The sequence below is a fragment of the Marinobacterium sp. LSUCC0821 genome (assembly GCF_012848475.1).
Classification (GTDB): Bacteria; Pseudomonadota; Gammaproteobacteria; order Pseudomonadales; family Balneatricaceae; genus Marinobacterium_E.
Map to the genome: position 1 here is coordinate 1,924,473 of NZ_CP051666.1, position 21,938 is coordinate 1,946,410.

Consider the following 21,938-nt stretch of genomic DNA (forward strand, 5'->3'; position numbering starts at 1 on the left):
ATGAGCTTTTTAATTGGACAGAGTATGACCGGCGGCTACGGCTCCGCGGATATTCTGACAGATTGCACCATCGGTGTAGATAAGGGTGAAATTGCTGTGATTGTAGGCCCAAACGGTGCCGGTAAATCGACAGCAATGAAAGCGACCTTCGGTATGCTCAATTTGCGTTCAGGTCATGTGATGTTTGATGGTGAAGATATCACCCATCTAAAACCTGAAGAGCGCGTATTGAAAGGTATGGGCTTTGTTCCACAAACCCACAACGTTTTCACTTCGATGAGTGTTGAAGAGAATCTCGAGATGGGTGCATTCATCCGTACCGATGATTTCACAGACACCATGGAGCAGGTTTACGAGCTATTCCCAATTCTCAAAGAGAAGCGTAACCAACCAGCGGGTGAGCTCTCTGGTGGTCAGCGACAGCAGGTTGCGGTGGGTCGTGCATTGATGACCAAGCCGAAAGTGCTTCTGCTTGATGAGCCTACAGCGGGTGTTTCGCCTATCGTTATGGATGAGCTGTTCGATCGTATTATTGAGATTGCGCGCACAGGCGTTGCTATTTTGATGGTTGAGCAAAACGCGAAACAAGCGTTGGAGATTGCTGATAAGGGCTATGTGCTTGTTCAGGGTTCAAACCGTTTTACAGACACAGGTGAAGCACTACTCGCTAACCCTGATGTACGTCGTTCATTCTTAGGGGGTTAACGCATGACTGATTTTCTTAATGCGTTGGTCGTTCTAGGTAACTTCCTTCTCGTTCCAGCCCTGACATACGGAAGTCAGCTGGCGTTGGGTGCACTGGGTGTTACTCTGGTCTACGGCGTTCTACGTTTTTCAAACTTTGCCCATGGTGAAACCATGGCATTTGGTACCATGCTGACAATTTTTGGTACCTGGGGACTGCAGTCACTGGGTGTTTCGATCGACCCACTACCAACAGCCCTTTTGGCATTGCCGGTAGGTATTCTTGGCGCTGTGGCACTGTCATTGCTTCTTGATAAGAGTGTCTACAAATATCATCGCCAACGTAAAGCGAGCCCGGTCATCTTTCTGATTGTATCGATCGGTTTGATGTTCTTCATCGGTGGTTTGGTGCGTTTCATCATCGGCCCTGGCGACCAGATCTTCTTTGATGGTGCCCGTTTCGTGATCTCCGCTCGTGACTTCAAAAAAGCGACGGGTTTAGATGAGGGCCTCGCGCTGAAAATGACACAGGCTGTAACCATTATTACGGCTATTCTGGTTGTTGCGGCGATGTTCTGGTTCCTTAATAAGACTCGAACAGGTAAGTCGATGCGCGCATTCTCAGATAATGAGAACCTCGCATTGCTATCGGGTATCAACCCAGATCGTGTAGTTCTGATCACGTGGATCTTGGTGGGTGCGCTTGCAACGATTGCGGGTACTTTGTACGGCCTGGATAAGAGCTTTAAGCCCTTCTCGTACATGCAGTTACTGCTACCTATTTTCGCATCGGCGATTGTTGGTGGTGTGGGTAACCCTCTAGGTGCTATTGCGGGTGGCTATGTCATCGCCTTCTCTGAGATCGCAGTGACCTTTGCCTACAAGAAAGTTGTGATGTATCTCGGCCCTGAAGGCTTTGAACCAGACTCTCTGGTTCAGCTACTGGGTACCGATTACAAGATCGCTGTCTCATTCATCATTCTGGTGATCGTACTGATTGTGCGTCCTACCGGTATCTTTAGCGGGAAGACCTTGTAATGAACCAATCATTCTTTAATCAATACCGTACGCCAATCCTCTATGCAGGTATGGCGTTACTGTTAATCATTGTGGGTGTTGGCCAGGGTTGGTCAGTAGCCTTCTCAATTTTTAACCTCTGTTTGATCAGTGCCATTATGTCACTGGGCGTGAACATGCAGTGGGGTTATGCAGGTCTATTTAACGTAGGTGTCATGGGCTTTGCGGCTCTGGGTGGTCTTGCTGCAGTATTGGTCTCTATGCCGCCAGTTGATGAAGCGTATGCCGCAGGTGGTTCTGGTGTCCTGATTGGTCTGCTGATTTTGGTTGCGACCATCTTCGCTTCTATCTTTGTCTGGAAGCAGTTTGGTAAGCAGAAAAAAGTCGCTTACTGGCTGATATTTGCTGTGATTGCAGTTGGATATGCACTGGGTCGTATTTTCTTCCTTCCGGCGGTTGAAGCGATTGAAGCGATTGATCCATCCGTGACAGGTTACCTGGGTGGCCTAGGTCTTCCTATCGTTCTCGCTTGGCCGGTGGGTATGCTGTTCGCGGCGGGTGCTGCATTTGTCATTGGTAAGGTCGCTTTGGGCTTGCGCTCTGACTATCTTGCGATCGCAACTCTCGGTATCTCGGAGATTGTTCTCTACTTCATTAAGAACGAAGAGTGGCTTACACGTGGTGTTAAGAACGTGAACGGTCTGCCACGTCCTGTACCTTATGAAGTCGATCTTCAGGAGGCCGCTTGGTTCCAAGATCTTGCAGCTAGCTGGGGAATTCCTCTGGCAGAGGCATCATCACTGTTCGTGAAGGTCTGCTATGCAGGTCTCTTCATTGCTGTGATTGCGATTCTACTTTTCCTCTCTGAGACTGCACTTAAGTCACCTTGGGGCCGCATGATGCGCGCTATCCGTGATAATGAAGTTGCGGCTGCCGCGATGGGTAAAAACGTAGTGAAGCGCCATTTGGCTATCTTTGTGATTGGTTCTGCTGTCATCGGTCTTGCTGGTGCCATGCTAACCACACTTGATGGTCAGTTTACCCCTGTGGGTTACCAGCCATTGCGTTTTACCTTCCTGATTTGGGTTATGGTGATTATCGGTGGTTCCGGCAATAACTGGGGTGCTGTGTTGGGTGGTTTCTTCATCTGGTTCTTCTGGATTGAGGCTGAACCGATCGGCCTGTGGTTGATTGACTCACTCACATCCTTCATGGAGCCAACTCACTGGTTGCGTCTGCACCTTATGGATGGCGCTGCTCACATGCGTCTAATGACTGTAGGTATCGTGCTTCTAATCGCACTTCGCTATGCGCCTGAGGGTTTAATCCCTGAGCGTACCGCGCGTCGGTAGTCTGGAAGACGCTGATATTGCCGCTGACAGGCTGAAGGCCTGTCACGGTAACTCCGTAGTTGGGTTTATTCGTTGGTGACAGGCTTTTAGCCTGTCATCCGCTCTCTCAACCTCTACTAGACCCTTTCGAGTGTTCACTCATGTACGTAGTTATCTTCAAAGCTGAAATTAAAGAATTGGATGATAACTACGTCAATACTGCTTATAAATTACGCGAACTTGCAAAAAGTTACGGATGTACTCGGTTTGAATCCTTTGCTACAGACAAAGAAGAGATAGCGCTCTCATATTGGCCCGACCGTGAATCTATCCGCCGTTGGGGTGCAGATCCTGAGCATCAAGCTGCCCAAACTCTGGGCAAGTCACACTGGTACACCAGCTATTCGGTAGAAATTGCTGAGTTAAAATAGTTTCTAATCCGACAAAGCATTACAATTGCGACACTGTTTTCACTTTTGTCGAGGGTTACTGTGCAGCAACGTCCTGAACATTTCGGCTTTTTTTTGATGCCGGGCTTCTCCATTATTTCGTTCGCAGCGACTATTGATCCTCTTCGTTTGGCTAATCAGCTGAGTGGTCAAAACCTCTATCAGTGGCACTTCTATGGTCCTGAAGATCAAACGGTCATGTGTAGTACGGGGATGCAGTTTCAACCGACTCGTATGATGCATGATATCGATGGCATTGATCGAATGTTGGTTGTGGGTGGGATTGGTGCACGCCAAGAGTCGGGCGAGGCTCTCAATCAGTGGCTACAGGCGTTAACGCGTCAGGGAGTTAGCCTTGGTGCAACCTCTACTGGCGCGCTGGTTCTTGCTCAAGCAGGTATTCTTAACGATAAAACCTGTACCGTTCACTGGGAGGAGCGTGATCATCTTATTGAAGCTTTCCCTGAGCTCAATGTCAGTGAAGAGCTATATGAGATCGATGGTAATCTCATGACCTGTTCAGGGGGCCTATCCGGCCTCGATATGATTTTGCAGCTAATCACCCTTCGACATGGCGAATCTTTGGCGCATCAGGTTGCCGAGCACTGTATCCACCCGAACATACGTCCAGCTCATGATAAGCAGCGTATGAAGCTACAACTGCGCCAGCATGGTAGCCATCCGCGTCTTACTCAAGCGTTAGAGCTGATGCGAGAACATGTTCAACAGGTACTGAGTTGTGATGACATCTGTGACCGTATAGGCCTATCCACACGTCAATTGGAGCGTCTATTTAGACAGCATCTAAATACGTCACCGACGGCCTACTACATGAGTTTGCGTCTAGAGTTTGCCCGTCAGCAGTTGAAGAATACCCGCTCGCCAATTCAAAAAATTGCACAAAATGCAGGCTTTAGCTCAACGAGTTACTTCTCTCGCTGTTATAAAAAGCAGTTTGGATTGACCCCGCGCGAGGCGAGGACAGGGGTGCACCGAGTCATTGAACTCGGTGAGACTAAATAGAGGGTCTAGAGGGGTTCTATTCGAACCAATCTTCCTCGTTGAAGTAGCTCGATAGCTCACGCTCTTCACGACGTTGCTCTATTGCACGACGGGCATTGAGCAAGCGTTGAGACTGAGTTCGCTTCTCTTCAAGGGTTCGCTCATCTTCGTATCCAACCAGAATATCGAAGATCTCAGTTTTTACAGCATCTAGTTGTTCTTCTTCACGAACTAGCATAGGTCACCTCCCAAGCAAACTGCCTACGATCAATGGCCCATTCTCAAAGAATTAGCCACGCTCGCAGCTACACTGTTCAATTACGTTTTTAACGAAGGTTAGATCATTTTTCAACCTAAACTATCGTAGCAGGGAGGTGTTACAGAAGTGTTAATCGTAACTGTATTCGCCACGGCGCCCGATAAAGCGGCGATCGTTTTGACGAAGGTTTCTAAGACTACGCTTGATGGTCTTAAGATGATCCACAGCACTGGGTCCAAGTCGCATAGCAACGCCCACGGCAAGAACATCAATAACCACCAGATGCACAACGCGAGAAGACATAAGCGCGCTAAGGTCTTTATCCTCTTCGACATCCACGTGAATTGGAATTGTTGCCAGTTCAGCTAGTGGCGTATCGGCAGGACAGATTGTGATAACAGTGGCTCCAGTGTCTTTCACTAAGCGAGCTGAGTGGAGTAGATCTTTGGTGCGACCTGTCTGAGAGATGGCAACTACCACGTCACCCTCGCCCAGCGTCACAGCAGAGATCGTCTGCATATGCGGGTCGGAATAGGCAGCAGCAGAGATTTTAAGACGGTAGAACTTGTGCTGCGCATCAGCACACACAGGAGCTGACGCTCCTAAGCCGTAAAACTCGACCCGGTTGGCCTTGGCGAGGGCATTAATCGCCTCTTCAAGTGCTTCGTCATCAAGTTGCTCGCGCACATTGACGAGGTTACCCATCATCGAGTCAAAGATCTTCTGCTTAAACTCTAGCACTGTATCTTTACGGTTCATGGAGAACTGCTCGAACGCAGTGTTGCTGGCAAGAGCTTGAGCAAGCGTCAGTTTGAAATCTTGGAAACCGTCATACTGCAGGGCACGACAGAAGCGAACTACGGTTGGTTCAGAGACATTGGCTTCAGAGGCCAAGTCTACAATGCGCATGTGAATCACATCATTTGGTTGTGCCAAGACGTAATCAGCCACCTTCTGCTCAGATTTGCGCAGCTTTTGGCGGGCGTCAGAAATTTGCTTCAAAAGGTTTGCTGAATTCACGCTTATTCCATCAAGATCCAATACGACTGCCTAAGTATATCAATCAATTGAACAATCGCATCTTTTGTTAAAACAATTTCGCCAATTCATACAAATATGGAGCCTGCTTCTGTATCCTATTGGATAAGAAATTAAAGCAGTTCACTATGCGTCATCTACTTCTTTTAATTACACTGGTTTTTTCACAGTTCGCCGTTGCAGCACCAGACCCTGCAAAGCTGGATGTCGCGTCAGTTGCGGTTTTGGTAAAAGATTTAGACTCGGGTGAAGTGCTTTTTGAACGAAATCCTGATCGTGTTCAACCGATCGCTTCACTCACCAAACTGATGACCGCTCTGGTCTCTTTAGATGCTCGCCTGCCAAAGCGTGAACGCATTACCATCGAAGTCGATCAAATTCCGGCAATGCGTAATGTCCATTCTCGCGTGCGAGTCGGTAGTAAGCTGCCTCGCGAGGATGTGTTGCACATTGCGCTGATGTCCTCTGAGAACCGTGCCGCAGCAACGCTTGCCCACGCCTATCCAGGTGGTGCTAAGTCATTCATTCAGAACATGAATCTGACAGCTCAGGGGCTGAGTATGTTTAACACCCAGTTTGTTGAACCTACCGGTTTATCTTCTAAAAACGTCTCGACCGCATCTGACCTAATGCGACTTCTAGAAGTTGTAACGCTCTATCCTGAGATCTCAAAATTTACTAAGTCCTCGAAGGCCGATGTTATCTTCTCAAACCCTAGAACCGCCATGGCATTTTTCAATACTAATACTCTGGTTAATAAGAAGAGCTGGAAGATTGATATTAGTAAGACGGGTTATACCGACGAGGCGGGGCGCTGCTTGGTCTTAAAGACCAAAATTGCTGGGCGTAACCTTGGTATCGTTCTACTCGATTCATATGGTAAACGTACCCATCTAGCGGACGCACAGCGAATTAAACGCTGGCTGGAGAAGGGCAGTAGCGGCAAAGTACCTGTTGGATCTTCCCGTTATCGCGACAAAAAGTTGAAGGAGATAGCACGTCAGTAGTGCTGAACAGCTATGGCATACCGAATTATTCCTGTAACGGCATTTCAACAAAACTGCACACTCTTTTGGTGTCCTAAAACCAAGGAGGCAGCTGTTGTTGATCCTGGTGGTGACCTAGAGACTATTTTGGCAGTCGCTGAACAAGAGGGCGTGACGATCAAACAGATTCTGTTGACGCACGGCCATATCGACCATGCCGGCGCTTCTGGAACCCTGTCTGAGCATTTGGATGTGCCAATCATCGGTCCACAGAAAGAGGATCTCTTCTGGATTGAAGGTTTGGAGCAGCAGAGCCAGATGTTTGGTTTTGCTCAGGTACAGGCATTCACGCCTACCCAGTGGCTGGAGGATGGTGATTCAGTTCAAGTTGGAGAACTTACTCTTGAGGTACTGCACTGTCCAGGTCACACTCCAGGACATGTGATCTTCTTTGATCGCGCTAATAGCGTAGCGCAAGTGGGTGATGTGCTATTTAACGGTTCTATTGGCCGTACTGACTTTCCTAAAGGAGATCATGCGACGCTAATAGCTTCAATCAAAGAGAAGCTATTCCCGCTAGGAGATGAGGTTCGCTTTATCCCGGGACATGGGCCTGAATCGACCTTTGGTTATGAGCGTCAAACCAATCCATTTGTGGCAGATCGCTGGGGCTAAGGCCCCTTTAACGCTTTGGCACTGAAGCCATTTTCTAACGCTGATGCTGTTCATTAGCGCTGTGGCTTTCTAAATTAGCGCTGAAGCTGTTCATTAGCGCTGAAGCTCCTCAATCAGTGTCAGGTTCGCCATATCAAGTGATTTTCTGGCGCTGATCACATCGACCAACGGCGTGGTATCTACTGCGCCAGCATTAATTCCAACCATCACATTATCAATGCCTGATAATAGATAGTGGATCGCGCAATTACCCAGGGTTGCTGCGAGTATTCGGTCATGTGCTGTCGGCGCTCCGCCACGTTGCAGGTGACCTAAAATACAGACTCTAGGATCCTCTCCTAAGGCTTGCAGCTCCTCAAGTAGCTTGTAAGACCAACCGGTTTGACCTCCTTCAGCAACGACGATGATGCCACTGCTCTCGCCCCCTTCGCGACGACTCTCAGCAAGCATCTGACTTACCTCTTGAATCCCCTTTTTATGCTCTGGGATGATCACCATCTCAGCCCCCGCTGCGAGTGCGACCTGTGTTGCTAATGCACCTGAGTTGCGGCCCATCACTTCAACTAGAAAGTGGCGATCATGCGATGCTGCGGTATCGCTAATTTTATCGACCGCCTCCACGGCAGTGGTCACCGCAGTATCAAAGCCAATGCTGTCGTCGGTACCGAAGATGTCATTATCAATAGTGCCCGGAAGACCAATGACACGAATGTTGTGCTCTTGTGCCAACAAGTGTGCACCAGTGAGTGAGCCATCACCGCCAATCACCACCAAGGCATCGATTTGATGTTTGTGTAGAATTTCTGCGGCTTTGGAGCGCGTCTCTGATTGATGGAAACTGAGACAGCGGGCGCTGCGAAGGTGCGTTCCACCGCGATGGCATAGGCCACTGACAGAGCGATTCCCTAGGGATTCAAAGTCCTCTTCAATAAGGCCAGCATAGCCACGATGAACACCCACTACTTCAATATCGAATTTATTCGCCGTGCGAACCAGTGCCCGTATTGCAGGGTTCATCCCAGGCGAGTCACCGCCACTGGTTAGGATGGCGATTTTGCTGAGCGTTGAGTTGTGGGTGAATTCAGGTAGCTGGTACATAGGTGGTCCATATAAGCTGATCGCTTAATACTAACGAGAAAGTGCCGGCTGGAACAGCGGATCCTTATACACCGATAGAGAGTTTTATGTAGCCGAAAACAGCGGTTGACAGGCTTTCAGCCTGTCAACCGCTTCTATTTTACGCTAGGTGCTCTTTAAAGAACTCCAACGTCCGTTGCCAAGCCAGCTCAGCCGCCGCTTCGTTGTAACGGGCAGTCGAGTCATTGTGGAAGCCGTGGTTCACATCTGCATAGGTGTGTGCAGTATAGGTTTTACCTAGCTGATCGAGGATGGGTTGGTAGTCGACCCAGGTGCCATTCACGCGTTGATCCAGCGCTGCAAAATGCATCTGCAGTGGTGCAGTGATCTTCTCAAAGCCGGATTTTGCTGGAGTGCCATAGAAGGGAACGCCGGCGTCTAGATCATCGCCTAAATCGATCGCGAGCTGATTCACTAGATAACCCCCGAAACAGAAGCCAACCATGCCCAGCTTGCCGCTACTGAAGGTGTGATTTTTCAGGAAGCGACCCGCTGCAATAAAGTCAGCAACAATCTTTTCACCGTCCAGGGTTTTCTGCATGGTGCGGCCCTCATCATCGTTACCTGGGTAACCGCCTAGAGGGAATAGTGCGTCTGGGGCGAAGGCGATATATCCAGCTTTCGCGAGGCGTCTTGCGACATCTTCGATATATGGGTTGAGGCCGCGGTTTTCATGAGCAACCAGTACGGTTGGCGCCTCATTCATCTCATCTACCCCTTTAGGAACGACTAGGTAGCCACGCCCTTTGCCGTGGCCATTTGGTGAGTCGAACTCAACATAGCGACCTTTAATATCGGGATCATTAAAAGAGATCTGTTCAGCCAGGGCGTAGTTTTGAGTGAGTGCCGCTGTCATCGTGCCAAGTGTTAAGCCAGCAATGCCGAGTGTACCAAGCCGAGCTAGAAAGGTGCGTCGCGAGATATCGCCATGTGCATATTCGTCGTACCAATCAAATGCGACCTGAGGAATTACAAGTGGAGCGTTATTCTTATTACCTTGCATATCACGACCCTCTTTGGGATTTAATATCTGCTTTTTATAGCACTCTGCTATCCAATCGGATAGATCACCTTTTATACTGTTTAGTATCGATTTAAGTTTTTGTTAGATGGATTATTTATGCGCATTTTTTTAATTTCAGCTCTTCTTCTTGCACTATCGGGTTGCGTCCCTTTTGTACCCTTCATCTAAGGTCTGTTTAAGTAATGTCTGACTCGCTACAAATCACTCGTTTCACTACAGAGTACTCTCCTGAGCAGGACCGGATTCGGATGGTGATCGAGACAGCTGAGGGTGAAAAACGCGTTATCTGGTTGACCTATCGTCTTTTAAATCGCTTGATCGAAGCGATGGTTAAAGCATTAGAGCAAGAGACCAGCGGAGTTCCAGAGTCGTCTAATTTGCAGGGGTTTAGCCAGGAGCGTGCTCGTCAAAAGCAGGTTCAAGAGCCCCCGGTACTTGCTGAACAGAACACACCTGAGTGGCTGGTGAACCGTGTCGATTTGACCGTTTCGCCGGAAAAGCTAGATATCGTTCTCTTTAAAGATGAAGCGCGCGCGTCACTGCCGATGCCACGTATGAATGCGCGACAGTGGTTGGGGATTGTTCGCCAGCTCTTTACCGTTGCGCAGTGGCACAGTGAACATTGGCCCACCTGGATAGCTCAGCCTAATGCGGCACCTAAGCAGGTGGTTCATTAATTGTTCGACTCGCTAATTACGCTACTACCAGATTCTCTAACGCTGACGGAATCACTCTTTCTAGTCACTCTAGCGGGTGGTACCTCGCTGCTGACAGCCACTCTGGGCATCGGTGGTGGTGCACTGCTTTTGGCTGTTATGGCACAGATGATGCCCGTTGCTGCACTGATTCCTGTGCATGGGCTTGTTCAGTTCGGCTCAAACTTTAATCGTGCTCTGCTGACCTGGCGCCACATAGATCGTGTGCTGATAACCCAGTTTATGATCGGAGCAGTCATCGGCGCATTAATCGCATCGATGATTGTGGTTCAACTGCCCCTCACGATGATTCAAATTGCTGTGGGTCTCTTCATACTTTGGATTGTTTGGGGTCCCAAGCCTAAGGGGGAGGGGTTGTCACCGAGAGGTGCGGTTATTGCTGGGGTCTTAACGACGATTATCTCAATGTTTGTTGGTGCAACAGGGCCATTGGTGGGTGGTATTGTCTACCGCACGGGGGCAGATAAACTGACTAAAGTAGCGACGATGGCGGCCGCATTAACAGGGCAGCATCTACTCAAAGGTGTCGTCTTTGCGTTTGTAGGATTCTCGTTTATTGAGTGGTTACCGCTAATCGCTTTAATGATTCTCTCGGGCGCCGTTGGCACCTGGGTCGGCCTAAATATTCTTCACAAAATTTCGTCTGAGCGGTTCAATCAACTGTTCCGACTTGTTATTACCCTGCTGGCGCTGCGACTCCTGTGGCAGGGTTTAATGGCCCTTTAAGGGATTAGGATAAGGCAGGCAGCAGCGGTAAGCGCCGTTGCTGTAAAACGTGCCAACCATTTGGTGTTCTTCTCATCGGTCAGCTTCTTCTGTAACCAGCGTCCCCCGCCAGCGTAAAAGAGGATGGCGCCCGCTTCGATCACGATAAAGGTCGCGCCCATCAGTGAAACCTGTGCAGGGATATCTCCCTTTGGATCCATGAACTGTGGAAAGAAAGCGGTAAAGATTAGGATTAGCTTAGGGTTTGTTGAAGCGACTAATGCTTCAGAGCGAGCCATCGCTAGAATACCAATCTCTTTTGCATCGACAGCGTTTAAGTTGACGTGCGCGCGCAGTGATTGCCACGCCATATAGAGTAGATAACCCGCTCCGATAAAGCGCATTACATAAAAGGCATTCTCACTCAGTGCTAAAAGCGCTTCTAGTCCTATTGCTAAGAGGAAGAGCATCACCACCATCACCGGTAGGCGAGCAAGACCTGCGATAAATGACTTCAGCAGCGTAGTGCGTGTCCCGTGAATCAGTGCAATCAAATTGTTGGGGCCGGGAAAGAAGTTCATTCCAATACAGGCCGGTAGGAAGATCCACCATTGAGCAGCGTCCATCTATCTTTCCTAATTAGTGCGCTAGCGCATCTGAAATTAACATTGCAGCAATGCTCCACATTGTAATGCAGACCAATAGATCGAGAATGCGCCAAGCGTTTGGATTTTTAAAGAGCGGCGTAAGTACTCGTGCGCCAAAACTGATCGAAAAGAACCAGATGACTGAGAATGATGAGGCGCCCGCGGCAAACCAGTAGCTTTCATCGCCTTGGTATCGTCCCCCAAGGCTGCCCAATAGAACCACTGTATCCAAATAGACGTGCGGGTTGAGAAGACTTAAAGCCATAGTGGCAAGGACAGCACTTTTTAAGGTTTTGAAGCCACCGCCTTTGGCCTCTAGCGAACTATTCTTTAGTGCGGCTAACAGCGCCTTTAAACCATATAGGATAAGAAATGCGGCGCCACCCCAGGTTGCTATTGAAAGGAAGACAGGTGACGCCGATATCAGTGCTCCCATCCCCATGACACCAGCAAATATGAGAAGGGTATCGATGAGCGAGCAGGTGAGTCCGATCTGCCAATGATATTCTCTACGCACACCCTGGCTCAGCACAAAGGCATTCTGTGCGCCAATCGCTGCGATAAGTGACGCACCGGTCACCATGCCTGTGAAGTATGCAGTCGGTATATCTAGCAACAACATCTTGGGCTATTCCTATATAAATTGGCTGTGCACAAAAAAGCCACCCAAGAGGTGGCTTCTGAGCTGACGATATCTCGCTCGATTAAAAAGGGATGTCGTCATCGAAGTCATCAAACGCAGGTGGTTGCTGCTGTTGCATAGGCGCTTGCTGCTGTGGAGCCTGCTGACGAGGTGTCTGTTGCATTGGAGCACCGCCACCCTGCTGCTGACCATAACCAGCGTTACCGCCTTGTTGCTGGTAACCGCCACCGTTAGAGTCGCCGCCACGGCCGTCTAGCATCTGCATTTCGCTCGCTACGATCTCAGTCGTGTAGCGATCCTGGCCATCCTGGCCCTGCCATTTGCGTGTGCGAAGTGAGCCTTCGACATACACTTTAGAGCCTTTACGTAGGTATTCACCTGCGATCTCAGCAAGACGATTGAAGAATACAACACGGTGCCATTCGGTACGCTCTTGCATCTGGCCAGACTGCTTGTCTTTCCAAGAGTCACTTGTTGCTAGCGTAATGTTAGTTACCGCGCTGCCATTTGGCATAAAGCGCGTTTCAGGGTCGCCCCCAATGTTACCAACTAGAATTACCTTGTTTATACCGCGTGCCATCTTATTCTCCGGACAAAAATCTTTTCTTAATCCGTCTATCCTAACAGATCAAATCCACTGAATCAGCCGTATTCGTATGCAAATATTCCAAGTCTCAAATTTGTCTGAAATTGCGTGGTTGAAAATCATTAGCCTAGCTCGATTTTCTGCATCTTCAGGCTTAAAAAGTAATCGTTTATAAGTCGTCAGAGTGGCATGACTGCATGGTATAATGCTCGTTTTTCGACCTGCTTTGGAGCGGTAATGGATAAGATTCTGGTGCGCGGTGCGCGGACCCACAACCTCAAAAATATCGATCTTGAGATACCTCGAGATAAGTTGGTCGTTGTTACAGGTTTATCCGGCTCAGGTAAATCATCTTTAGCCTTCGATACGCTCTATGCTGAGGGCCAGCGCCGTTATGTTGAGTCGCTCTCTACTTACGCTCGTCAGTTTCTTTCGATGATGGAGAAGCCAGACGTAGACCATATTGAGGGTCTTTCACCGGCGATCTCAATTGAGCAGAAGTCGACTTCACACAACCCACGTTCAACGGTGGGTACCATTACCGAAATTTATGACTATCTGCGACTGCTGTTTGCACGTGCAGGTGAGCCGCGCTGTCCAGATCACGGCTTGCCCTTAAAAGCTCAGACGATCAGTCAGATGGTCGATCAAGTTCTGGCTCTACCTGAGGGGTCAAAACTGATGCTTCTAGCGCCGGTGGTGCAGGACCGCAAAGGTGAGCACTTACATACCCTAAACGAGCTGCGTTCGCAGGGTTTTGTTCGGGCGCGCATTGATGGAGTGGTGTGTGATCTTGATGAAGCACCGGCACTCGATAAGAACAAGAAGCACCGTATCGATGTTGTGATCGACCGATTCAAAGTGCGTGACGATCTCCAACAGCGTTTAGCTGAGTCATTTGAGACAGCGATCAATCTGACCGATGGTCTTGCGACTGTTGATTGGATGGATGGCGAGGGCGAAGAGATTATTTTCTCTGCACGTTTTGCTTGTCCTAAGTGTGGCCACTCGATTCAAGAGTTGGAGCCGCGCCTATTTTCGTTCAACAACCCTCACGGTGCCTGTCCAAGCTGTGATGGCTTAGGTGTCCGTCAGTACTTTGACCCAGCGAAGGTTGTGCAGGATGGCTCATTGACGCTTAGTGAAGGTGCCATTCGTGGTTGGGACCGCCGAACCCTCTACTACTTTCAGCAACTCAAGGCGGTTGCTGAACACTACGGTTTCGATATCGATACCCCCTTTGAGAAGCTCTCAAAGAAGCACCAGGAGGTTATCCTCAATGGTTCGGGTGATGAGGCTGTGCCCTTCCGTTACCTTAATGATCGCGGCGATATCATTTCGAAATCACACCCCTTTGAAGGTGTTTTGAATAACCTTGAGCGTCGCTACCGTGAGACAGAGTCGGAGATGGTGCGCGAAGACCTCTCTAAATATATCAACATGCAGCCCTGTCCAAGTTGTGAAGGTAGCCGCCTTCGCCGTGAAGCGCGTCATGTTTTTATCGATGAGAAGACGCTCCCTGAACTTGTTAAGCTTCCTATCGGTGGTGCGCTTAACTACTTTGATGGTTTAGAGCTCACAGGCAAACAGGGTGAGATCGCAGATAAGATCTTAAAAGAGATTCGTGAGCGCCTAAGCTTCCTAGTTAATGTCGGTTTGGACTATCTATCTCTAGAGCGCAGCGCAGAGACGCTCTCTGGTGGTGAAGCCCAGCGTATTCGTCTGGCGAGTCAAATTGGTGCAGGCCTTGTGGGCGTCATGTATATCCTTGATGAGCCATCGATTGGCCTTCATCAGCGCGATAACGAACGTCTTCTTAAAACCCTTGAGCACCTTCGTGACCTTGGTAACACAGTGATTGTTGTAGAGCATGACGAGGATGCAATCCGCAGAGCCGATCATATTATCGATATAGGCCCTGGCGCAGGTGTCCATGGCGGCGAAGTGGTAGGTGAAGGTAGTTACGAAGATATCCTTGCTAGCAAGCGCTCACTTACGGGTCAGTATCTGAGTGGTGAACGTGGTATTCGAGTACCTGAAAAACGTCAGAAGCGAGACCCTAAAAAGTCATTAATATTGGAAGGCGCTTCAGGTAACAACCTTAAGGATGTCGACCTTGAGATTCCAGTTGGACTCTTCACTTGTATCACGGGTGTATCGGGTTCCGGTAAATCGACCCTGATTAACAACACCCTCTATCCGCTTGCTGCGACGGCGCTGAACAACGCAACGACCTTAACACCTGCGCCATATAAAAAGATCAAGGGCATGGACCATTTCGATAAGGTGATTGATATTGATCAGAGCCCAATCGGAAGAACACCCCGCTCTAACCCAGCCACCTACACAGGTATCTTTACGCAGATTCGCGAACTCTTCTCGGGTACCCAAGAGGCACGCTCGCGTGGTTACCAGCCAGGTCGATTCAGCTTTAACGTGAAGGGCGGTCGCTGTGAAGCTTGTCAGGGCGACGGTGTTATTAAAGTAGAGATGCACTTCCTGCCGGATGTCTATGTACCTTGTGATGTGTGTAAGGGTAAGCGCTACAACCGTGAAACCTTAGAAGTGCAGTACAAGGGCAAGAACATCCATGAAGTGCTAGATCTAACTGTCGAAGATGCGCGTCAGTTCTTTGATGCAATTCCGGCGCTAGCTCGCCGTCTACAGACCTTGATAGATGTGGGTCTTAGCTACATTCGCTTGGGTCAGGCCGCTACAACTCTTTCAGGCGGTGAAGCTCAGCGTGTGAAGCTAGCGAAAGAGCTCTCTAAACGTGATACCGGCAAAACACTCTACATTCTCGATGAGCCAACTACCGGTCTACACTTCTACGACATTGAGCAGCTCCTAACGGTTCTGAATCGTCTGCGTGATCATGGCAATACTATTGTTGTTATTGAGCACAACTTGGATGTTATTAAGACAGCGGATTGGATAGTCGATTTGGGCCCTGAAGGTGGCAGTGGCGGTGGCCAGATCATCGCGACTGGCACGCCTGAAGAAGTTGCAGCGACCAAGGGTTCTGAAACCGGACGCTTCTTGAAGGCGATGCTCTGATTATTAATTGAGATTAATAGCCCAATAAAAAACCCGCTCTATGAAGCGGGTTTTTTGTAGGGGTTGGATCTTAGTCTAGCTGGCTAAGATCACGTACTGCGCCTTTGTCGGCAGCAGTTACAAGCTTCGCATACGCTTTAAGCGCTGCTGAAACCTTACGTGGACGCTCTTTAGCAGGCTTCCAACCAGCAGCATCTTGCGCTGCACGGCGAGTTACGAGCTCTTCATCGCTAACCAGGACGTTGATTGAGCGGTTAGGGATATCGATGCGAATCAGATCACCATCTTGAACAAGACCGATGTTACCGCCACCCGCTGCTTCTGGAGATACGTGGCCAATTGATAGGCCTGAAGTACCACCAGAGAAACGACCATCAGTAAGAAGCGCACAGGCTTTACCTAGGCCTTTAGACTTGATGTATGAAGTTGGGTAGAGCATCTCCTGCATACCAGGGCCGCCTTTAGGGCCTTCGTAACGCACGATGACTACATCACCCGCTTTAACTTTGTCATTAAGGATGTGGTCTACCGCTTCATCCTGAGACTCAGTGACATGTGCAGGGCCTTCGAAAACAAGAATCGAATCGTCTACGCCGGCAGTTTTGACAACACAGCCATCTTGAGCAAGGTTGCCAAATAGAACCGCGAGGCCACCCTCTTGCGAGAATGCATGTTCAGCAGAGCGGATACAGCCTTCAGCACGATCACCATCGAGTGATGGCCAACGCGTTGCTTGGCTAAATGCTTCCTGTGTTGGAATGCCCGCAGGACCCGCTTTATAGAACTCAACAACTTCAGGTGTTGGAGCACGCATGATGTCCCACTTGTTTAGGACCTCTGCCATGTTTTCACCCGCTACATGCGGTACATCTGTATGAAGTTTGCCAGCGCGATCCAATTCACCAAGAATCGCCATGATGCCACCGGCACGGTGAACATCTTCGATGTGGTACTTAGGTGTGTTTGGTGCAACTTTACACAGCTGTGGTACAACGCGAGAAAGGCGATCGATATCGGCCAGGGTAAAGTCGATTTCAGCTTCCTGAGCAATCGCAAGAAGGTGAAGAATAGTGTTAGTTGAACCACCCATTGCGATATCAAGAGTAATCGCGTTTTCGAACGCTTTAAAGCCAACGCTGCGCGGAAGTACGCGCTCGTCATCCTGTTCGTAGTAGCGCTTAGTCATCTCAACAATACGACGACCCGCTTCTAGGAATAGCTCTTTACGATCAGCGTGAGTGGCTACAACAGTACCGTTGCCTGGCAGTGCAAGACCGAGTGACTCCGCAAGACAGTTCATAGAGTTCGCAGTGAACATGCCTGAACATGAACCACAGGTAGGACAAGCTGAACGCTCTACTGCATCTACTTTCTCATCTGATGCTGTTGGATCTGCAGCTAGCACCATTGCGTCGACAAGATCGAGTTTGTGCTCAGCAAGCTTAGTTTTACCCGCTTCCATTGGGCCGCCGGTAACAAAGATTACTGGGATATTGAGGCGCATTGCAGCCATCATCATCCCTGGTGTGATCTTATCACAGTTTGAGATACATACGATCGCATCAGCACAGTGTGCGTTGACCATGTACTCAACTGAGTCTGCAATAATGTCTCGGCTTGGTAGTGAGTAGAGCATGCCGTCATGGCCCATTGCGATACCATCATCAACCGCGATGGTATTGAACTCTTTTGCTACACCGCCCGCACGTTCGATCTCACGAGCAACCAATTGGCCCATGTCTTTAAGGTGAACGTGACCTGGTACAAACTGGGTGAACGAGTTCGCTACAGCAATAATAGGTTTGTGGAAGTCATCATCCTTCATACCTGTTGCACGCCATAGGGCACGTGCACCCGCCATATTGCGGCCTGCGGTAGAAGTTTTTGAACGATATTGTGGCATCTCTTATCTCTCTATCGTTATCAGTCAAAAAATTATCGAATCAGTATATCAGAAACCGAGTTTTAAACAGCTGCTAAGCAGTTCACGGCAGTTATTGAATATTCATCAAATTGAAACTTTTGCTCTGATTCAGACTCAATTAATATGCATAAGGTTAGTATGTTCTTATTATTAGTGCACTCGTTGTTGGAGTTATTGTTTGAAACAACTTGTTACCCTCTATTTGCTAGGCTGTGTGGCTCTATCTACACCTAGTTTTGCGGCCGATTCAGATGCCGTGCTCACTAAACCAGCTGTTGCGACTGAGTCTGCGACGCCTTCTAAAGTAGCTGTTACAGAAAAACCTGTCACAGACACAGCGGTCGTAATGCCTGCAGCTCCTGTCAGTGGTGCAGAAGCAAGTGCCGCAGCTGCACAGCTCCCTATCGACCTTAAAATGGCGGCTGATATTGTTATCGAAGCTTTTGGCGGTGAGGTTGTTAAGGCCGAAGAGGTTCAGGATGAGTCAGGACTGCACTTCAATATTCGTATCGTTAACGATGGTCGCGTTAAAGATGTGGTCGTAGATGCGGCTAATGGTGATATCGTCAAACCGATTGAACCGCCTAAGCCTATTGAAGATACCAAACCGGTAGAGACGGCTCAGCCAGCTGAGACTGTTGAATCAGCAACAGCGGTAGAGGTGAACCCTAAATGAAACTCCTTGTCGTTGAAGATGATCCAGATCTACGTCGCCAGCTACTTACCGGTCTGAACTCTAAAGCTTATACGGTCGAAGAGTGTGCTGATGGCAAAGAGGCTGTCTACATGGGCAGCGAATATGACTACGACTTGGCCATTGTCGATATAGGGCTTCCGGGTCTCTCTGGTCTTGATGTGATTCGTGAGTGGCGCAGAGCCCAACGCCCTTTGCCAGTGCTTATTCTGACTGCTCGTGGTGATTGGCAAGATAAGGTCGAAGGCCTTGAAGCCGGAGCGGATGACTACCTTGTTAAACCGTTCCACATGGAAGAGTTACATGCTCGTGTTAATGCACTGCTTCGTCGTGCGGCAGGGCATGCATCCCCTCAGATGAACTATGGCCCCATTACGCTTGATACAGTCGCGCGTGCAGTTTTGGTTCATGGAGATGAGATTAAGCTGACCAGTTATGAGTACCGTACCCTTGAGTATTTGATGATTCATGCCGGCAAAACTATCTCTAAAGGTGAGCTGACCGAACACCTCTACCATCAAGACTATGATCGTGACTCCAATGTATTGGAGGTTTTTGTGCGTCGTCTGCGCCAAAAGCTCGATCCCGATTCAACACTTAATCCGATTATGACGGTTCGTGGCTTGGGCTACCGATTTGCGCTGGAAGCTACTGAATAGTTGGTTCAAGGGCATCGTTTGGGTGCCCGGATCGCTACAAACTCGTCTTTTGTGGGCATCTATTGTCCTACTCCCTATCCTAATTATCTTTGCTGGCGCAGCCCTACAGCGTGCGTTTGAGGGTAGCGTTATCGCATCTGAGCGCTCCCAAGCCCAGCTACATACTTACGCTATTTTGGGGTCAGCTGAGCTTGTGGATGGCGCCTTAGTGTTACCGCGCCGCCTCCAAGAGCCACGTTTTAGTCAGGTTCAATCTGGATTGTCAGGCTTAGTATTCGATGCTGTAGGTTTAATGCGTTGGCAGTCTGAATCCAGCGCCTTGTTGGGTGAAGAGTTCATCCAACGCCTGGCGGCTATTCAGCCAGATCCAGGTAGTAGCCGATTTCAGCACCTAAAGTCAGATTCTGTGTATGTTTATGTCTATCCGTTGGTGTGGGAGATCGAGTCGAAAGAGTATCGCTACACCATCGCTATAGTGCACTCTGATGCCGCTTCCATGGAGGAGCTTCGCGCCTTTCAAACTCAGCTTTGGGGTTGGCTAATCGCCGTCTACCTATTGGCGATATTGCTTCAGTTTGTCATTCTGCGTTGGGGTTTGAAACCGCTTCAGAGCCTTGCAGATGATCTATCAAGTATTGAAAAGGGCGATGCAGAGAAGCTTGCGGGGGTTTACCCACAAGAGGTGCAGCGCGTCACCCTTAACCTCAATCGCCTTATTGAGACCGAGCGTAAACAGCGTGAGCGTTACCGCAACACGCTAGGTGATTTGGCGCACAGTTTGAAAACTCCGCTGGCCGTTATTAAAGGGGCCGCTACGGAATCTCACACCCTCTCTAGTTACCGTCGCTTGGTGGATGAGCAGGGTGATCGCATGACCCAGATCGTTCAGTATCAGTTGAGTCGTGCCGTTAAATCTAAAGGCAAAGCGCTGGCGCAACCTGTGAGTTTGCTATTGGCAGTGGATCGCATTGTAAACGCCTTAAACCGAGTCTATGCCGCCAAGGGTATCGAGATTGAACGTGAAGGTTTGAATCAATTCTTTGCCGGTGATGAGCGCGACCTGATGGAGATGCTCGGTAACCTTATAGAGAACGCTTTTAAATATTGTGAACAAGCGGTGCGAATCACGGCGAACGCTGACGAGGAGTGGCTGGAGATTGTCATTGAAAATGATGGTCGTGCTATCTCAAATGAGGAGCACAGTGTTGTGCTTGAACGCGGTGCACGGCTTGATACATCCAAACCTGGGCAAGGCATTGGACTCGCTGTCGTGACGGATATTGTCAGCAGTTATGACGGCGGTGTTGAGATAGGTATTTCAGAACTGGGCGGAGCCGAAATACGACTCCGCCTTCCTGCTGGACAGGTTTAATCTAAGGGTCTGAAGAAGACCTTAGAGTTGCGTTGAAAGTTATAGAGCTCTTGGCGTTGGGTTGGCAGTTCAGACAGCCCTTTTTCCACGAAGCCACGCTCTAAGAACCAGTGTGCTGTTCGTGTTGTCAGTACAAAGAGTTGCTTCAAACCCTGGGCTTTAGCGCGCTCAGCAATATGTTCAAAAAGCACATCACCACGATCGCCCCCACGGTACTCATCAGCAACAGCAATGCCAGCGAGTTCGCCGACCTGCTCATCCGCAAATGGGTAGAGGGCTGCACACCCGATAATCGTGCCATCACGTTCAATTACAGAGAAACGTTCGATCTCCGCTTCGAGTAGCTCACGAGAGCGTTTCACGAGCGTGCCATTTCGCTCAAGAGGTTCGAGCACCTCTAGAATCCCGCCCACATCATCGAAGTTGGCTTCACGCACCAGCTCATAACTTTGACGGCTGACCATGGTGCCATAACCGTCACGTGTGAAAAGCTCGGTCAGTAGCGCGCCATCCTCTAGATAGCTGACAAGGTGACAACGTGGCACGCCACGTGCACAGGCATCTGCTGCAGCACCCAATAGACAAGCGATCTCAGAGTGAGGCTCGGTCGGATCCTCAATGTTAGCGAGGTAGTGAGTAACTAGACGCTTTGCGGTCTCTGCTAATAGCTCGCTTCTTAAATCGCCCTGGCTATCACGAATCCCTTGCTGAGAACCGAATAGAATCAGCTTGTCTGCTTCAACGGCACTGGCAACATTTACCGCAACCTCTTCAACACTGAGGTTGAAGATCTCCCCCGTTGGTGAATAACCTAGGTTTGAGATCAACACGATGTTGTTGAGATTGAGCTGCGATTTGATCGCCTCAGAATCTACCCTACGCAACTCTCCGGTTAACCCCATATCGATGCCATCGAGAACACCGAGAGGCTTCGCTGTTACATAGTTTCCACTCACCACACGAATCTTGGTGCCATGCATCGGAGTATTGGCCAGACTCATCGAGAGTTGTGCTTCAAATTGAGTTCTAACGCTCGCAACAGCAGCGATCACCTCGCCAAGAATATCAGGGCTGGTAATGCGCTGATCGTGATGCAACTGCACCTCTTTGCCAGCCGCTTCCAGGCGAGCATCGATCTGTGGACGAGCACCATGGACAAGTATTAGGCGTACGCCTAACCCGTTAAGCAGAGCAATGTCATGTATGATGTTGGAGAAGTTTTCACTCTCTACCGCTTCACCATTCAACATCATCACACAGGTTTTCCCCCTGTGGGCGTGAATGTATGGCGATGAGTGCCTAAACCAACTTACGTAATTCGCTGTATCCATTC

22 protein-coding genes are annotated in these 21,938 nt (G+C 49.3%); 13 read left to right on the forward strand and 9 right to left on the reverse strand.

Translation table 11 applies throughout. The features are described 5' to 3' along the window. The 5 genes from HH196_RS09335 (at window position 1) to HH196_RS09355 (ending at window position 4,504) form a co-directional block, all read left to right on the forward strand. Window positions 1-705, forward strand: a complete 705-nt coding sequence (locus HH196_RS09335; protein WP_169451856.1) for an ABC transporter ATP-binding protein — start codon at window positions 1-3, stop codon at window positions 703-705. 3 nt (window positions 706-708) lie between these two features. Beyond that, complete coding sequence (locus tag HH196_RS09340) at window positions 709-1,722, forward strand: branched-chain amino acid ABC transporter permease (protein WP_169451857.1); 1,014 nt, start codon at window positions 709-711, stop codon at window positions 1,720-1,722. Beyond that, on the forward strand, window positions 1,722-3,053 hold the full coding sequence (locus HH196_RS09345) for a branched-chain amino acid ABC transporter permease (RefSeq protein ID WP_211160781.1): 1,332 nt from the start codon (window positions 1,722-1,724) through the stop codon (window positions 3,051-3,053). The genes HH196_RS09340 and HH196_RS09345 overlap by 1 nt, the downstream gene beginning before the upstream one ends. 140 nt (window positions 3,054-3,193) lie before the next feature. Then, a complete protein-coding gene (locus HH196_RS09350) occupies window positions 3,194-3,463 on the forward strand; it encodes an antibiotic biosynthesis monooxygenase (RefSeq protein WP_169451858.1) in 270 nt (89 codons plus the stop codon). Window positions 3,464-3,523: 60 nt separating this feature from the next. Further along, on the forward strand, window positions 3,524-4,504 hold the full coding sequence (locus HH196_RS09355; protein WP_248276845.1) for a GlxA family transcriptional regulator: 981 nt from the start codon (window positions 3,524-3,526) through the stop codon (window positions 4,502-4,504). A gap of 16 nt (window positions 4,505-4,520) precedes the next feature. Here the strand turns inward: HH196_RS09355 and HH196_RS09360 are convergent, their stop codons facing one another. Next, a complete protein-coding gene (locus tag HH196_RS09360) occupies window positions 4,521-4,721 on the reverse strand; it encodes a PA3496 family putative envelope integrity protein (protein WP_169451859.1) in 201 nt (66 codons plus the stop codon). Between the two features lie 150 nt (window positions 4,722-4,871). Next, window positions 4,872-5,762 carry a transcriptional regulator HexR gene (hexR, locus tag HH196_RS09365; protein ID WP_169451860.1) on the reverse strand — a complete coding sequence of 297 codons (891 nt, stop codon included), beginning with the start codon at window positions 5,760-5,762 and terminating at the stop codon, window positions 4,872-4,874. A 146-nt stretch (window positions 5,763-5,908) separates the two neighbouring features. On the opposite strand from hexR, the gene pbpG reads away from it, so the two are divergent. Then, window positions 5,909-6,787 (forward strand): D-alanyl-D-alanine endopeptidase, encoded by an 879-nt coding sequence (gene pbpG / locus HH196_RS09370; protein WP_169451861.1) that lies wholly within the window; start codon window positions 5,909-5,911, stop codon window positions 6,785-6,787. Window positions 6,788-6,799: 12 nt separating this feature from the next. Next, window positions 6,800-7,441 (forward strand): MBL fold metallo-hydrolase, encoded by a 642-nt coding sequence (locus tag HH196_RS09375; protein ID WP_169451862.1) that lies wholly within the window; start codon window positions 6,800-6,802, stop codon window positions 7,439-7,441. 93 nt (window positions 7,442-7,534) lie between these two features. On the opposite strand, the gene pfkA is transcribed toward HH196_RS09375, so the two are convergent. Then, window positions 7,535-8,539, reverse strand: a complete 1,005-nt coding sequence (pfkA, locus tag HH196_RS09380) for a 6-phosphofructokinase (protein ID WP_169451863.1) — start codon at window positions 8,537-8,539, stop codon at window positions 7,535-7,537. A 139-nt stretch (window positions 8,540-8,678) separates the two neighbouring features. Continuing rightward, window positions 8,679-9,581 (reverse strand): dienelactone hydrolase family protein, encoded by a 903-nt coding sequence (locus HH196_RS09385; RefSeq protein ID WP_169451864.1) that lies wholly within the window; start codon window positions 9,579-9,581, stop codon window positions 8,679-8,681. Window positions 9,582-9,784: 203 nt separating this feature from the next. Between HH196_RS09385 and HH196_RS09390 the strand changes: the two genes are divergently transcribed. After that, on the forward strand, window positions 9,785-10,279 hold the full coding sequence (locus HH196_RS09390; protein ID WP_169451865.1) for a hypothetical protein: 495 nt from the start codon (window positions 9,785-9,787) through the stop codon (window positions 10,277-10,279). Then, complete coding sequence (locus HH196_RS09395; RefSeq protein WP_248276846.1) at window positions 10,280-11,044, forward strand: sulfite exporter TauE/SafE family protein; 765 nt, start codon at window positions 10,280-10,282, stop codon at window positions 11,042-11,044. It begins immediately after the preceding gene. On the opposite strand, the gene HH196_RS09400 is transcribed toward HH196_RS09395, so the two are convergent. The 3 genes from HH196_RS09400 to ssb form a co-directional block, all read right to left on the reverse strand. Next, window positions 11,041-11,649, reverse strand: coding sequence for a LysE family translocator (locus tag HH196_RS09400; RefSeq protein WP_169451866.1), 609 nt, complete (start codon window positions 11,647-11,649; stop codon window positions 11,041-11,043). The genes HH196_RS09395 and HH196_RS09400 overlap by 4 nt on opposite strands. Before the next feature lie 13 nt (window positions 11,650-11,662). Next, window positions 11,663-12,292, reverse strand: coding sequence for a LysE/ArgO family amino acid transporter (locus HH196_RS09405; protein WP_169451867.1), 630 nt, complete (start codon window positions 12,290-12,292; stop codon window positions 11,663-11,665). 82 nt (window positions 12,293-12,374) lie between these two features. Then, entirely contained in the window at window positions 12,375-12,893 is a 519-nt protein-coding gene (ssb, locus tag HH196_RS09410) for a single-stranded DNA-binding protein (protein ID WP_169451868.1), read from the reverse strand. Window positions 12,894-13,136: 243 nt separating this feature from the next. On the opposite strand from ssb, the gene uvrA reads away from it, so the two are divergent. Continuing rightward, the gene (gene uvrA, locus HH196_RS09415) at window positions 13,137-15,956 is read left to right on the forward strand and encodes an excinuclease ABC subunit UvrA (RefSeq protein WP_169451869.1); all 2,820 of its coding nucleotides are present in this window, start codon (window positions 13,137-13,139) and stop codon (window positions 15,954-15,956) included. Window positions 15,957-16,026: 70 nt separating this feature from the next. On the opposite strand, the gene ilvD is transcribed toward uvrA, so the two are convergent. After that, window positions 16,027-17,859 carry a dihydroxy-acid dehydratase gene (gene ilvD, locus HH196_RS09420; RefSeq protein WP_169451870.1) on the reverse strand — a complete coding sequence of 611 codons (1,833 nt, stop codon included), beginning with the start codon at window positions 17,857-17,859 and terminating at the stop codon, window positions 16,027-16,029. A 199-nt stretch (window positions 17,860-18,058) separates the two neighbouring features. Here ilvD and HH196_RS09425 point away from each other — a divergent pair, with 199 nt between their 5' ends. Genes HH196_RS09425 through HH196_RS09435 form a run of 3 tightly spaced genes read left to right on the forward strand, consistent with a single transcriptional unit; the run spans window position 18,059 to window position 20,605 of the window. Beyond that, window positions 18,059-18,556, forward strand: coding sequence for a PepSY domain-containing protein (locus HH196_RS09425; RefSeq protein WP_169451871.1), 498 nt, complete (start codon window positions 18,059-18,061; stop codon window positions 18,554-18,556). Then, a complete protein-coding gene (locus HH196_RS09430) occupies window positions 18,553-19,233 on the forward strand; it encodes a response regulator transcription factor (protein ID WP_169451872.1) in 681 nt (226 codons plus the stop codon). Before HH196_RS09425 ends, HH196_RS09430 begins: the two co-directional genes overlap by 4 nt. Then, window positions 19,193-20,605 (forward strand): ATP-binding protein, encoded by a 1,413-nt coding sequence (locus HH196_RS09435; RefSeq protein ID WP_248276847.1) that lies wholly within the window; start codon window positions 19,193-19,195, stop codon window positions 20,603-20,605. The genes HH196_RS09430 and HH196_RS09435 overlap by 41 nt, the downstream gene beginning before the upstream one ends. On the opposite strand, the gene argA is transcribed toward HH196_RS09435, so the two are convergent. Next, entirely contained in the window at window positions 20,602-21,936 is a 1,335-nt protein-coding gene (gene argA, locus HH196_RS09440; RefSeq protein ID WP_169451873.1) for an amino-acid N-acetyltransferase, read from the reverse strand. The two genes, HH196_RS09435 and argA, sit on opposite strands and share 4 nt — an antisense overlap. Window positions 21,937-21,938: the final 2 nt, after the last annotated feature.

Coding starts and splice junctions, on each gene's coding strand:
- HH196_RS09335 (WP_169451856.1), top strand. CDS start 1: ATGAGCTTTTTAATTGGACAGAGTATGACCGGCGGCTACGGCTCCGCG.
- HH196_RS09340 (WP_169451857.1), top strand. CDS start 709: ATGACTGATTTTCTTAATGCGTTGGTCGTTCTAGGTAACTTCCTTCTC.
- HH196_RS09345 (WP_211160781.1), top strand. CDS start 1,722: ATGAACCAATCATTCTTTAATCAATACCGTACGCCAATCCTCTATGCA.
- HH196_RS09350 (WP_169451858.1), top strand. CDS start 3,194: ATGTACGTAGTTATCTTCAAAGCTGAAATTAAAGAATTGGATGATAAC.
- HH196_RS09360 (WP_169451859.1), bottom strand. CDS start 4,721: ATGCTAGTTCGTGAAGAAGAACAACTAGATGCTGTAAAAACTGAGATC.
- pbpG (WP_169451861.1), top strand. CDS start 5,909: ATGCGTCATCTACTTCTTTTAATTACACTGGTTTTTTCACAGTTCGCC.
- HH196_RS09375 (WP_169451862.1), top strand. CDS start 6,800: ATGGCATACCGAATTATTCCTGTAACGGCATTTCAACAAAACTGCACA.
- pfkA (WP_169451863.1), bottom strand. CDS start 8,539: ATGTACCAGCTACCTGAATTCACCCACAACTCAACGCTCAGCAAAATC.
- HH196_RS09385 (WP_169451864.1), bottom strand. CDS start 9,581: ATGCAAGGTAATAAGAATAACGCTCCACTTGTAATTCCTCAGGTCGCA.
- HH196_RS09390 (WP_169451865.1), top strand. CDS start 9,785: ATGTCTGACTCGCTACAAATCACTCGTTTCACTACAGAGTACTCTCCT.
- HH196_RS09400 (WP_169451866.1), bottom strand. CDS start 11,649: ATGGACGCTGCTCAATGGTGGATCTTCCTACCGGCCTGTATTGGAATG.
- HH196_RS09405 (WP_169451867.1), bottom strand. CDS start 12,292: ATGTTGTTGCTAGATATACCGACTGCATACTTCACAGGCATGGTGACC.
- ssb (WP_169451868.1), bottom strand. CDS start 12,893: ATGGCACGCGGTATAAACAAGGTAATTCTAGTTGGTAACATTGGGGGC.
- uvrA (WP_169451869.1), top strand. CDS start 13,137: ATGGATAAGATTCTGGTGCGCGGTGCGCGGACCCACAACCTCAAAAAT.
- ilvD (WP_169451870.1), bottom strand. CDS start 17,859: ATGCCACAATATCGTTCAAAAACTTCTACCGCAGGCCGCAATATGGCG.
- HH196_RS09430 (WP_169451872.1), top strand. CDS start 18,553: ATGAAACTCCTTGTCGTTGAAGATGATCCAGATCTACGTCGCCAGCTA.
- argA (WP_169451873.1), bottom strand. CDS start 21,936: ATGGATACAGCGAATTACGTAAGTTGGTTTAGGCACTCATCGCCATAC.